Annotated in this window: 8 protein-coding genes; 3 read left to right on the top strand and 5 right to left on the bottom strand. The window is 50.5% G+C overall.

Going from position 1 to position 13040, the window contains the following annotated elements; all coding sequences use genetic code 11:
• Nucleotides 1-5: 5 nt before the first annotated feature.
• Nucleotides 6-2162 carry a TonB-dependent siderophore receptor gene (locus Q0577_RS17665; protein WP_298738504.1) on the top strand — a complete coding sequence of 719 codons (2157 nt, stop codon included), beginning with the start codon at nucleotides 6-8 and terminating at the stop codon, nucleotides 2160-2162.
• A 68-nt stretch (nucleotides 2163-2230) separates the two neighbouring features.
• Nucleotides 2231-2419 (top strand): pinensin family lanthipeptide, encoded by a 189-nt coding sequence (locus Q0577_RS17660; protein WP_298738502.1) that lies wholly within the window; start codon nucleotides 2231-2233, stop codon nucleotides 2417-2419.
• Nucleotides 2420-2526: 107 nt separating this feature from the next.
• Here Q0577_RS17660 and Q0577_RS17655 read toward each other — a convergent pair whose 3' ends face one another.
• The 4 genes from Q0577_RS17655 to Q0577_RS17640 are packed head-to-tail and all read right to left on the bottom strand — an operon-like array spanning nucleotide 2527 to nucleotide 10025.
• Nucleotides 2527-4374 (bottom strand): lanthionine synthetase LanC family protein, encoded by a 1848-nt coding sequence (locus tag Q0577_RS17655; RefSeq protein ID WP_298738501.1) that lies wholly within the window; start codon nucleotides 4372-4374, stop codon nucleotides 2527-2529.
• Nucleotides 4355-5209: a thiopeptide-type bacteriocin biosynthesis protein gene (locus tag Q0577_RS17650; protein WP_298738499.1), complete on the bottom strand. Its 855-nt coding sequence runs from the start codon at nucleotides 5207-5209 to the stop codon at nucleotides 4355-4357. The genes Q0577_RS17655 and Q0577_RS17650 overlap by 20 nt, the downstream gene beginning before the upstream one ends.
• A gap of 3 nt (nucleotides 5210-5212) precedes the next feature.
• A complete protein-coding gene (locus Q0577_RS17645; RefSeq protein ID WP_298738497.1) occupies nucleotides 5213-7822 on the bottom strand; it encodes a lantibiotic dehydratase in 2610 nt (869 codons plus the stop codon).
• 1 nt (nucleotide 7823) lies between these two features.
• Nucleotides 7824-10025 carry a peptidase domain-containing ABC transporter gene (locus tag Q0577_RS17640; RefSeq protein ID WP_298738494.1) on the bottom strand — a complete coding sequence of 734 codons (2202 nt, stop codon included), beginning with the start codon at nucleotides 10023-10025 and terminating at the stop codon, nucleotides 7824-7826.
• Between the two features lie 91 nt (nucleotides 10026-10116).
• Between Q0577_RS17640 and treA the strand changes: the two genes are divergently transcribed.
• Nucleotides 10117-11670: an alpha,alpha-trehalase TreA gene (gene treA / locus Q0577_RS17635; RefSeq protein ID WP_298738491.1), complete on the top strand. Its 1554-nt coding sequence runs from the start codon at nucleotides 10117-10119 to the stop codon at nucleotides 11668-11670.
• A gap of 7 nt (nucleotides 11671-11677) precedes the next feature.
• Here the strand turns inward: treA and Q0577_RS17630 are convergent, their stop codons facing one another.
• Entirely contained in the window at nucleotides 11678-12757 is a 1080-nt protein-coding gene (locus Q0577_RS17630; protein ID WP_298738488.1) for a PLP-dependent aminotransferase family protein, read from the bottom strand.
• Between the last annotated feature and the right edge of the window lie 283 nt (nucleotides 12758-13040).

Raw genomic sequence — 13040 nt, 5'->3', positions numbered from 1 at the left:
ATACCATGAAGAAATCCTTACCTATACTGGTTTGCTTATGCGGCGCAACAATGTACAGTTACGCTCAACATAAAGGCGATAGCCTGCGGAGACAACGCCTGCGGGAAATTGAAGTGCTGGAAAAGAAAAGAACGCTGAAGGCAGATAGTATGTCGCCGGTACTGCGCCTGCAGGGACGCCTGCTGGAAACACCTCAGCATATTGTGGGGGTGACCAGTGATCTGATACGGGAGCAGGGCGGTTTGGTAATGAAAGATATTGCCCGCAATGCCAGCGGGATAAAATTCGGCTATAACAGCTCTGTTTTTGATGCTTCTACCGTTGTGCTGATGCGTGGGTTCAGCGCAGCCACCTATGTGAATGGCATGCCGCAACGCAGTGATTTCAGCACACTGTCGGAAGATGCAGCGATCATAGAGCGGGTAGATTTCATTAAAGGACCGGCAGGTTTCCTGATATCATCCGGAGAGCCCGGCGGCAGCATGAATATTACCACCAAAGCGCCGCGGCAGCAACCCGTACGGCAACTGGAAATTGCCGGTGGCAGTTACAGTTTGCTAAGGGCATCTGCAGATATCGGGAGTGTGATGCAGGCAAAGGGCCTCTCCTACCGCCTGAATGTGGCATACCAGCAGCAAAACAGCTTCATGGATTTTATTAAGACGAAGAAATATGTGGCGGCGCCAGTGATACAGTATAATTTTGGTCCGGCTACTTATGTACTGGCCGAGTACAACCTGATCCGCATCTCATCTGCCGGCGGCAGCAGTGTCACCAAAGTAGGTACAGATGCCGATGTGCTGAAAGACCGGGTAGGCAATAATTATGCAGGCGATCCGGGACTGCCGCAGTCTTTTACACAAACGCAAAACTTCCGGCTTTTGCTCTCTCACCGCTTCAATGCGCGTTGGCAGCTTTCTATGCAGTCAAAATATAGTATTACACCTGCTGAGACATGGTACCTGCTGTCAGACAATTACTCACCTGTAAATTTTGACAGCACCAATATTACCAGGCGTATGCCTGTGTTCAACAGCATTACCGGCCGGGTGGCTGCGGCGCAGGTGTATGTGAACGGGCAGCTGAACAGCGGGAAACATATGGAGCACCGGCTGGTGGCAGGTGTTGACTACAACTATAGCAAGGACAATTATTCCAATGCATATGGGCAGCACAGTTTTACGTTTGACAGAACGCATCCGCAATACGGGTTGTCTACCGATAGTGTTCGTATGCTGGGCACAGCTACTTTGCTGTTGCGGGAGAATGGCTGGTGGTCTGCATTTGCTTACGCTACCACAAAACTCTACCGCAACTGGCTGCTGAACTACGGGGGACGATTTACGCTGAACACACCGGTTACAACAGATGCAAGACGGGTACTGAAAGATGAAACGGCGTTTTCACCCCGCCTGGGCATTACCCGCCTGCTCGGAGTGCAAACAGCCGTATATGCACTGTACGACCAATCCTTTATTCCACAACCGGGAGCAGATTTTGAAGGCAATGATTTTAAACCGCTGCGGGGCAACAGCCTTGAGCTGGGGGCCAAACGGGAATGGTTTCAACAGCGGCTGAGCACTTGTGTATCTGCCTACCGGATCATTAAGAACAACCTGCTGGTTACCGACCTGCAGCACAGGGGATACAGAAGACAGATAGGGCAGGCAACCAGTACCGGTGTGGAACTGGACGCAATAGGAAGAATATCCAGCCGCTTGTCTGTATCTGCCAATTATGCCTACACGCATGCCGTTACAAGCAAGGATTCCAATAAGGACAATGAAGGAGCACGGCTGGCCTACATACCGGAGCAAACCATCAACAGCTGGATCCAGTATAGTATTCCCCTGCAGGCGTCATCGAGATTGAGCATCAGCGCCGGACAAAGTACTGTTACAAGAACGGCTACCTATACGAGGGATGAGTACCTGAAAGGGTATACGAAGTTTGACGCCGGACTGTCCTATGATGCGGGAAAGTGGTATGTGCGGATGGTGGCGGATAATATCACCAACAAGCGGTATTTCTCCAGTGGAGATATACTGGTAGGGTCTATTTACCCGGGGGTGAAGAGTTATTACTACGTAGAAGGAGCACCTTTATCAGTAAAGACATTTGTGGGGCTGAGGTTGCAGGGGCATAATAACAAGCGAAAATAGGATTGCAATCGGGGATAATGCCGAAACCCCGGAATAAGTAGGCGTTTACACTCTAAAAACTCTATTTTATGAAAGAGAACCAAGCAAACCAGCTCAGACTGAGCATCGATGATCTGAAAATTGACAGCTTTGTTACCAGCATTGACAGTGAAATGAATATGCGCCTGGCCGGCGGCCTGGCAGGTCAAAGCCACCCTACGCATACGCTGGCAACAGATGATGAAGGCCATCTGTGCACTACTATCATTTGTGCGTAAGTCCACAAACTGTCTCCCGTTCGGGGGGCTGTTCCGTCCAGGGGCAGCCCCCTTTTCAATGCCTCCGCTTCATGCATTCATTTCACGGAGATAGCGGTATAAGGAAGTTAAGCGCCGGTGATCAGGCCCCGGGCCAGCAAAGCGCTGACCTGCCCGATCACCGCCTTTACCACCTGTTGTTGCGCTGCATCATCAGCATCCCGGAAATGACGATTCAACAGCTGCCGGATAATTTCCTGCAATGTGTTTTCCGGGCTGATCATATTCAGCAGCATGATGGTCAGTTTTCCAACAGGAAAAGTTATAACACCACTTTCGTTACAGCAGGAGAGTAAATCAGACGGAGAGCTGCAAAGCCGCCATTCAGCGGCAGGAACAAGGGTAGCTTGCAGCAGTTGAGCATCAGGCGCATCCGGCAGTAACTGGTTGGATCGCTGCAGCAGTGCATTGTACTGTGTATAGTATAGCAGGCCTTTGTGTTGTTTCCACAGACTGGCAGTGCCTTGTTCAAATACCCAGGCCTCCTGCGCTTTAAGGCGCTCATCGTGTGGCAGCATAACTATCTTCTGCTGCAGCAGTGCTTCAAATGCCTGTATATTGTCTATTGCAGGCATATCTGCCACATCCAGCTGTAAAAAAGAGAGGGTGCTTTTATAATACCGGGAAAACAGCTGCATCTTCACTTCGCCTGGCTGGTAAAGCGAACTTGTATGAGTGGAAAAAGGAATGACCGGGTGGGTAACGGCGTCCTTATTACCAGGGAACAAAGCGTTCAGCAGCAGGTAACCCACACCTGCCATACCGGAGAAAAGACCGGGATCGTTGTTATTGCCGGGGATATAACTGTTATAAGTACCATGCTGTTCATAATAGCGCACCGCAGCGAGCGCCGTTTGCCGTACGGGAATATGCAATGCAGGCCGGTGTAATGCTACGGCTGCATATGACAGGAAGGCGGCTACACCGCCATAACCGCTGCACAGTGTAAAGTCGCCACGCTTTAATTCCTGCAGGTCCTGCAGACAACGTTGGATAATGAACTCAATATGTTCTTTATAGCTATTTTCACCTGTCAGCTGCCAGGCACACAGTCGGGCCAGACCGATACCAGCGGCGCCATGTGCCCAGCTGTTGACATTACTGGCATACTTGCGGAAAACAGACGGTCCCCAACGTAACAGGTCATCATCGCTTACACGTGTACTTGTAAGACGCAGGTCCAGCCAGTTGGCAGTAAGTTCGTCATAATACAACATTTCATAGGCAAGCGCCTCCTTCGCCAGATAGTATAGACCTTCATCCTTAAAATACGCTGCGGCCTGCAGCAAGGCGTAAGCTATGCCGGAAGCCCCATGTGAAAAGCCTGTCAAAGCATCAAAAGCGCGTTTTACATGTCCCCATCTCAAGCCCTGCGGGGCAATCCTGGCCTGGTGGATCATGGTATCTGTAAGCCGCCGTATGAGCGTGAGCAGGTGATCCTGTTTTGTATGTGCATGCAGGAGGGTGAGCAGGAAAATATTGCCGGCGTGGCCACTGATAAGATCATCCTGTACCACCTTCTCCAGGATGCCCTGCTCGTAATGTTTTAATAATTCCAGCGCGTGTGACAGGTAGCTTCTCCTGCCGGTGACTTCATACATTCTGATGCAGAGGTATAACAGACCGGTAGCGCCGGTATACAAGGTAAAATACTCCTGCTGTAATACGGCGGGGTGCTGCAAAAGCGCTGCCGTTGCGGATTCACAGGCGTCCAGGCAGGCCGGTACCCGGTAGCATTCATACAGGCGGAGGCAGCATAAGATCACACCGCTGGTACCGTTAAACAGACCGGGACTACCGCCTGTCTCCAGATGGGTATGAATGTTATCCGGACTGATAGTATGCAGCAAATTGTCTGTAATATGAAACAATGCTGCTTCAACGGTCTGTTTGTCTTCAGGCGCCCATGTGTGCATAAATACGCTCCATGCATTTTAAGGTAAAGAACATGATGTAGGCTTCATCGAGATTGGACACACCCAGGCGGTTGTGCCCCATGTGCATAAAACTGCCAATGATCCCACTATACCGGTTGGCATCAAAACCCAGCTTACGATATTGCGCTGCTATTTCCCGGTTCTGGTAAATGAAGGTCTGTAGTGCCGGTTCTGCCTTTTCCTGCTCCATGCTTTCCCAGAGCCTGGCAGTGGCAGAAGTAAGGGTAGCGGCATGCACCTCAAAGCGGGACTGCATAAGCGCGGTATAACGCCGTTCCTGTTCCTTCGCATCGCTGGCAGGATCAAACAAGCGGGTTATCCAGGCTTTTATAAAATTACGGCAGCAATGCAGGGTAAACGCGGGCTCCTCGTGTAAGGCGAACAACAGCGCCATATTAAGCCGGATGGCATGCAGAAGAGCTATAGAATCATCCCAGGAAGATGCATTCCGGAGATGTTGCAATACATATACGGAAGAGGTAACAAACTGCCGTTCTGCCCATGGCAGGCTTTGCAGGTTGCCATATCGTTGCACTTCCGGCTGGTAAGGGATAAATTGCAATGCATCATGGCGGTGGAGGGCAGGATAATATGCAAAAAAACTGTTGCAATGTTCAGTCAGCAGTTTTTTGAGTCTCCCAAGCTCATCGATACCCACCTGCATACGCAAACGGATATGGGGGCCATTTTCCCAGTAACGGATAAAGAAGGCGCTGTAACCGGTGCGCTCCAGTAAAGGCGATACCAGGTTATTTAACAGCAGATGCGGGTGACCATTGTAAAAGATGTGGGCAGACAACCAGGTGTTTTCCATATGTCAGTATTTATACCAGTGCAACATGTATTCAGCCACCGTCGCATCGGGCATTTGCAGGTGGGTGGCGTGCGGTAACATTTCTTCCAGGTAGCAGTATGCTCCTGCGCGTGAGATCAGCTTTCTGAAGAGGCTAACCAGCAGTGGCTGACTAAAGCAGATATATTGTGGTTTGTAATCGTCCCGCTGTAATTTACCCGGCTTATCCGGCACAGCGGGTATGTAGGGTGACCTGAGGAAAAGAAAAACATGTTCGGGCAGCTGATGCTGTTCGCGCCAGTGGTGCAGGCGGATAAAATAAGCGGCAACCGTTTCATTCTTCGCCTGTACAGGGATCAATGCAGTGTTAAGCAGCCAGCCTTTTCTGCGGAGTATTACCGTTCCTTCAAACACGATCCGCGGCTTTAACTGTATGGCCGCAGCGGGAGTAAAGTCCTGTGCATGTCGCTGATCTGCCGCAGCGATCAGCTGACGCAAAGGAAGACGGTGGTCTGTATTGAAGTGCGCCAGCAGCTGGTAAAAGTGTGAGCGATTGTAAAAAGACTCCAGGCAGAGATCATAGGCATATATTTCGGTCCCGCTGCTATGATACAATGCCAGCAAATCTGTTTCGGGGTTGTAGCGCACCTGTACATCACGGAGCGGTATTCTGCGTGGCGGCGGATAGTTGTTACTACCGCCCGGCATACCAATTTCATATGGCAGCAGCGGCGGATGAATATTAGCGTTAAAGATAGAGCCGTCATTCAATTCCATGAGCATTTTTGCAGGATGCAGGGCGGTGTTCCACTCCAGGAAGGTGTTGGTCACAGCCGGATCAAAGAGATGCAGGAAGCGTCCGGCCACCTTGCCCATACCTGGCAAAGGTGCATTAATCACACCATGCAGCACCGGTTTTCCCTCCTGCAGCTCATTGTAAAACTGTACAAAGAGGCCGCGGGCTGCGGTAGAGGCAGCAGGCACAGATCCCTGTACATGCATACTGACTTGTGCTGGTTCCAGGGTGAGTTGTAGTGCAGCGGGAATGTCCATCACTTTTAACGGGCGCCTGCCTTGCCCCTGCTGACTTGCCAAAGCAGCTTTCTTTTCGTGTAGAAAGTAAGCGCGATAGAAATCGGAGATATTTTCCCCGTGATCTGGCCCATAGTGCTGCAGGAAAAAGTTGCGCATGCGTATCCGCTCTTCCTGCAGGGCATCTGCGGGCTGCAGCAGGCTTAGCAGGCAGTCAGCCTTTTCAATGAAGGCGCTGAGGGCTGCAGCGGGCAAATGCTCATGCGTTGCCGTGGTGGCATCTTCATAAAAAATGTCCTGTGGAGCAAAATGCCGGGGCGAAAATTGGTTCATTTCAAAGGCAGCCGGATTGGGTTCAGCAGCAGTTACAAACGCCGGTAAACCGGCTTCCTGCTGCAGGCTGGTAAAACACTGGTTCAGCAGAGCGGCAGTTTCCTGTAATAAGATCTGCCGTTGATGAGATACCGCGGCGGAATAGGCGGCTTTCTGTGCAGCCAGTGTTTGCAGCAGCTGATACAGTGAGGCGATGGCAGGGTGATGTATATGCGGCTGCAGGAAATCAGAAAGGGCGCTATCCCAGGCGGGATCTACCCCGGAGCAACCAATACCCAGTTCCAGGAAACCGCTGCCTGCGAGTTTGAGTACAAACGCCTTGATGCTCTGACGGTCCGTATCAGGCAGCTGTTCTGACAGTATATTCAGCAGTGCAGCAAGTGTAAAGCTTTGCTGTTCCTGCCGGAGAAAATGATACAACCAAAGCGGCAGGTTGCGCGCGGGCAGACGTTGGAAGGCTTCCACGTTGAAGTAATTGATGAGGAAACACAGCTGCTCCTCCCGCAGGGAGGCCGTCCCATTTAAGCGTACTTCCAGTATATCACTCAGTACCGGATGGTGGATCATCAGCGTACGGATATAAGTGAACAATGCGTTATTGAGCCGTATACCACTGTGGATCTGCTGATGTACGGCCGGCTGCCGGAAGTGCATTTGCGTTTCATCCGGACTGGCAATACCAGTATAGGTAAAAGTGCTGAAAGGCGATGTTTTGGCCGCCATACGGCTGAGATAACGGAGCAGGCTATACTCATTTTTCAGTTCGCGGTTGCGGAAAGTGGACGGATCAGCAGCGGCAAAACTATCCAGCTGCGAATAGAGCACAGGACTGGATAAAAGAATTCCCTTACGCAGCAGCTCTTGCTGTGTAAAGGTCTGTAACTGCTGCCGAAACTGGCGAAGGTGGGCATTGAATGTGGCCTCCCATTCCTGCTGCAGCTGCTGCTTTTGTATACATGTATCATGGTATACCTGCAACGCTTCCAGCAGTTGATCGTTGCCGGATATTGCGGGGAGAAACGTCATCTTGTCATTAAAGATATCGCGTTTTAATTGCAGCAGGCGTTGTCTTTCTATGTGATCCGTTTGCTGGCTGATAGCCGTAAAAAGGAGATCACAAAGCGCGTTTTTCTGCTGCAGGAAGGTAGCCTGCAATTGATCCGCCTTCTTTGTATATGCAGGGACGCCGGTCAGATGCGAATTGGCCAGTGTACTAAATGGCAGCGCGGCGTAACGCGCAAGTATGTATGGAAATATTTTCAGCATCATATCATTTTCCCAGCTCCAGCTGGTTTTTTATGAGTTGATAATATGCACCTTTGCCAGCGGTAAGTGCATCATGGGTTCCACTTTCTACGATGGCGCCTTTATCCATGACCAGTATCTGGTCGGCATGTTTAACGGTACTAAGGCGATGGGCGACCACCACCACTGTTTTACCGGCAAAGAAATCCTGCAGGTTATTAATGATATCCCGTTCATTATGCGCATCCAGCGAGTTGGTGGCCTCGTCCAGCAGCACCAGTGAAGGATTACGGTAGATCAGGCGGGCAATGAGCAGGCGCTGAGTCTGGCCTTCACTGAGGCCATAACCGTCTTTCCCGATATAGGTTTCATAACCAAAGGGCATGGCAGCAAAGAAATCATGTATATTGGCCATTTTACAGGCTTCCTGCAAGCGGGCCTCATCGCGCTGAGTACCGGTACAGATGTTATTGGCAATGGTATCACGGAACACATATCCGTCCTGCATCACGGCACCGCAGTAACGGCGCCATGCTTTTGCCGGAAGCCGTTGCAGGGGGGTATCTCCTACAAGTATCTCTCCCTGTACCGGTTGATAAAATTTCAGCAGGAGTTTCAGCAGGGTAGTTTTGCCGCTGCCGCTCATGCCTACGATGGCTGTTACCTTTCCCGCGGGGATGTGCAAACTGATATTCCTGAGCACAAAGGGAGCATGTTTGTGCCCGTACTGGAAGGAGACGTGCTTTATACGTATGTCCATTCCTTTCACCATAGCGGGAGAAATAGCGGGCGCATTTGAGGGATCCTCATCCGGTTCATTTTGCACTTCGGCCATACGGCGCAGGCTGAAACGGGTATGCTGTGCAACGCGGATAAACTCCGTGAGCTGCGTGACCGGCGCGTTAAGTTGTCCGCAGATGTAAGTGATGGCCAGCATCGCTCCGAAGCTGAGATGTCCCTTCACCACGAGTATTGCAGAAAGGCAGGTGATCAGCACGTTCCTCGTTTCATTGATGAACATGGCCACGCCCTGGATGAACTGGTCCAGTTTAAGGCTTTCAAATTTTATGCTGAAAGATTGTTCCTGCAGCTGCTCCCAGCGGGCTGCCCGGGTGCTTTCGCTGCCGGTAAGTTTTATCTCCTGGATGGCGGAAAAAATCTCCATCAAGGTATCCTGGTTAGCGGCCAGGGTGCGGAACCTTTTCTGATCAAGGCGGCTGCGTTTTTCTGCAAATGCACCAGCCCATATAATCCCGGCGGCGGCTAATACTGTAAACAACAGGAAGATCTGCCAGTTATAATAGAGCAGTACTCCTCCAAGCACCAGCAGGGTCACCACTGCCATCACAAATGAAACAAGGGAGGAGGTAAGAAAATCCTCTATGCGCTGGTTATCTGTAACACGCTGCATATTATCGCCTGCCTGGCGGTTATCAAAAAATGAAAAGTGCAGGCGCATCAGTTTATGCAAAAAATCTTTCAGCATGCCGATGCTTATACGGGTGCCCATTTTCAGCAGCAGGCGGGCGCGTATAAAATCCATGACCATGCGTCCCAGGAACAACATCAGCTGCGCGGTGCAGATCAGTAGCAGCAAGGGGATCTGCTGTTGCCGGATACCCTTATCAACTATGGCTTGCGTAAGCAAAGGTGTGAGCAATGAAAAAAGGCTGACCAGCAGCAGGGTGGCGGCCAGCGGCAACAATCTTTTACGATGTGTTTTAAGGTAGGGCAGCAGGGAACGTAGCGCAATGGTCTGCTCTGCCACCGGCGGCGCTTCAAAAAAAGCCGGGAGCGGTTCGAGGAAGAGTGCACGGCCAAAGCCCGTTTCCAGCTGCCAGGCCGCCATAAATTCCGGTATGCTGTATCGGCTTCTCCTGCCTGATGCCGGGTCTGCGATCCAGGCTTTCTTTTCTGTCAGCCGGTAGAGCACAACAAAATGCTGTTTATCCCAGTGAAGTATACAGGGTAAGGGGGCCTTTTTTGCCAGTACCCTGAAGGGCAGCTCTGCAGAAAGCGTTTTAAAACCCAACTGCTCTGCAGTCGCTATCAGGGCCGCAAAGGTGACGCCCTGGGGAGATATCTTACAGGCATTACGGAGGAACTGCAAGGGATATACGCGGCCATGATATGCGGCGATCATCTTCAGGCAGGCAGGTCCGCAATCCATCGTATCGGATTGTTTATAGAAAGGGAAGGACTTGCGTATTGGATAGTTTTGTAACATCGTTGCAAATTTAATAATAAATATAATATGCAACACAGTTTCAAAATACTAGCTTTAATTCACTTAAATTCGGTGACTAACGCTTACAATCATGCGAAAAGCGCTTCTACTTTTCCTTACGTTATGGATCTGTGCGCCTGTGCTCAGGGCGCAGACAATTGAAACGCCCGATCAGCTTTACGGTTCGCTTTTTAAAGCAGTGCAGCTATCGGGGATTTTCCCTGACAATAAAACGTTTGTAGACTGCATACCTGTAACGAGCCCGGACAGTATTATGCTCCGCTATGCAGTCGCGCAGCAGCAGCCTGCGTTTAAGCTGGCCGATTTCATAAAAGCCAGCTTCCTGCTGCCTGATTCTGGCATCCGCGCTGCCACCATCAACGGGCAGGAAAAGTCTGTTGTAGCCCATATACAGCATCTCTGGAACGTACTGCTCAGGGATCCTAATATGGAAAGGCCCTACAGCTCATTGCTGCCCCTTCCCTACCCTTATATAGTACCGGGAGGCCGCTTCAGGGAGGTCTATTACTGGGATAGTTATTTTACCATGTTAGGACTGGAAGAGAGTGGCCGTATACTGATCATAGAGAACATGGTGAGAAACTTTGCCTTCCTCCTGTCGCATTACGGGCATATCCCGAACGGTAATCGCACTTATTTCCTGAGCCGTTCACAGCCACCATTTTTTTCGCTGATGCTGGATATGCTGGCAAAGCACAAAGGTGATAGCATTTATGTAAACTACCTCCCGGAACTTGAAAAGGAGTACGACTATTACATGGATCGCTCTGCGGGCACAAATCACGTAGTAAAAATGCCGGATGGCAGCATATTGAACCGGTACTATGACCAGGATGATATTCCCCGGCAGGAGGCATATAAAGAAGATATGGCGGTAGCCGGCAAATTACCCGCACCAGCAAAAGGAATCTTCCGTGAACTGCGTTCCGCTGCAGAAAGCGGCTGGGATTTCAGCAGCCGCTGGTTCAGGGATGGAAGAAGCCTGCATACCATACGCGTTACAGCACAGGTGCCGGTAGACCTGAATTGCCTGCTCTATCACCTTGAAAAAACCATTGCCAAAGCGCTGCAGCTGGCAGGCCATGAGGAGAAGGCCCGGCAGTATACGCAGCTGGCCGCCAGAAGAAAACACGCCATTGAGCGCTACTGCTGGTCAGCCAAGGCAGGATGGTATGTGGATTACGACCTGCTCACCCATCAACCTTCCGCATCGCTTACGCTGGCGGGTATGTACCCTTTTTTCCTGCATGTAGCTGCCAAAAGCAGGCTGGCGCCTGTACAACAGGTGATCAATACCCGGTTCCTGAAGGCAGGTGGCGTGGTTACCACTTTAAAGAATACCGGAGAGCAGTGGGATTACCCGAATGGATGGGCGCCGCTGCAATGGGTAACTATAGCCGGACTGGATAACTATGGGGCCAGAACGCTGGCAAAAAAGATTGCGGAAAGATGGGTACGGCTGAATGTGCAGGTGTACCACCACACGGGCAAGCTGATGGAAAAGTACAACGTAACAGACCTCAGCCTGACAGCGGGCGGAGGTGAGTACCCCACCCAGGATGGCTTCGGATGGACAAACGGCGTGTTACTACGCCTGATGGCACAGTATAAGATCAGTGAGTGACCAGTCTTTAGTGTTCGTTGTATTTCCGCAGCGCATTGGCTACGGTTTTCAGGGCAGGAAGTAATTCCGGCGCATCCCATACGGCGCCGAGGGCAATACGTACATAATCCTGGCGGTTGGTGGTAGAGAAGTCTTCACTACTCATGAGGTCAATATTCCAGGTGCGCATTTCGCTGATAAATACGGAAGCCTCCAGCGAATCAGGCAGTTTCAGCCAGGTATGATAACTGCCGGGAAAGGTACGGTAATCCAAACCCTGGAAGATCTGCGTTACTTTCTCATGTAACTGAACGGCGATCGCGCGTTTCTCAGCTATTACTCCCTGCAGCAGATCGTCTTTCATCAGGTAGGCGGAAAAGTTCCTGAACAATGCAGAACTACCGCTGGTGGTGTAACGGATCACATTATCCACTCCTTTTAGCAGCCCCTGTGGATAGACAAGATAGGCAGCCCTTACAAAGGGATTAAAATTCTTGGAGAAACTGCAAACGTACAACGTCTTGTCTGGCATCAGCTGCAGAAAAGTGGGCGGTGGCAGGGGATGCAGAAAACGATAGGCATCGTCCTCTATAATATAAACATCCCTGAACTTCCTTACTACGGTAGCGATATCCCTTCTGCGCTGCAGTGACATAACGCTGCAGGTAGGATTATGTATGGTAGGCTGCAGGTAAACAAGCCTGGTATTATGTGAGCGGAGATATTCTTCCAGTGCCTCGGGCACCATGCCCTGCTCATCACAGGCAATAGTGTGTATATCGTAACCCAGTTCTGCGGCGCTTGCCTTGAAAGATGTATAGGTGAATTCCTCTACAGCGGCGGTTTGTTCGGTATTCCGGAACCAGGTGAGTATGCAGTGCAGGGCGCTGTTGCCGCTGCAGGTACTGATCACTTCGGACTGATAGCGCAGGGTATCGGCTGGCAGTTGCAGCCACTGGCCCAGCAATTGTACGAAGGGTTTTTCAGGCCAGAAGGAAGCGGGAGACAGCATTCCATATTTTTCATGTGCTGGCAGGCCTCTTATATATTGCTCAAAAATGTCGGCTTCCGATCTTACGGAGGGGTAATTGAATCTCAGGTTAAGCATAAAATAAAATTACCATAAAAAAAGCAGATTTGGGATATCCGGTTTATTTTCCATTAAAGTGTTAGATTGACATTTATTTTTTTTACTTTTATAGTTCATGGATCCGGCGTCTATAGCAGCGCTAATATGTAGTATCCAGCAAGGCCACTATTACCATATTTATTAACCAACATCAAACATTCCCGTATGAAGACAAAGCAAACAAAATCCTTGTTCACTTAGTCATTTTCCGGTTTACCGTTGATAGCCGGTACAAACGTACATTATCCGGATGACCTGATCA

Source organism: uncultured Chitinophaga sp., from assembly GCF_937898475.1.
Taxonomy (GTDB): Bacteria; Bacteroidota; Bacteroidia; order Chitinophagales; family Chitinophagaceae; genus Chitinophaga.
This window is presented reverse-complemented; position numbering and strand designations above follow the sequence as displayed.

Bases quoted from the DNA above. Each gene is read 5' to 3' on its own strand.
- Q0577_RS17630 (WP_298738488.1), bottom strand. From the start codon at position 12,757: ATGCTTAACCTGAGATTCAATTACCCCTCCGTAAGATCGGAAGCCGAC.
- treA (WP_298738491.1), top strand. From the start codon at position 10,117: ATGCGAAAAGCGCTTCTACTTTTCCTTACGTTATGGATCTGTGCGCCT.
- Q0577_RS17660 (WP_298738502.1), top strand. From the start codon at position 2,231: ATGAAAGAGAACCAAGCAAACCAGCTCAGACTGAGCATCGATGATCTG.
- Q0577_RS17640 (WP_298738494.1), bottom strand. From the start codon at position 10,025: ATGTTACAAAACTATCCAATACGCAAGTCCTTCCCTTTCTATAAACAA.
- Q0577_RS17650 (WP_298738499.1), bottom strand. From the start codon at position 5,209: ATGGAAAACACCTGGTTGTCTGCCCACATCTTTTACAATGGTCACCCG.
- Q0577_RS17645 (WP_298738497.1), bottom strand. From the start codon at position 7,822: ATGATGCTGAAAATATTTCCATACATACTTGCGCGTTACGCCGCGCTG.
- Q0577_RS17655 (WP_298738501.1), bottom strand. From the start codon at position 4,374: ATGCACACATGGGCGCCTGAAGACAAACAGACCGTTGAAGCAGCATTG.
- Q0577_RS17665 (WP_298738504.1), top strand. From the start codon at position 6: ATGAAGAAATCCTTACCTATACTGGTTTGCTTATGCGGCGCAACAATG.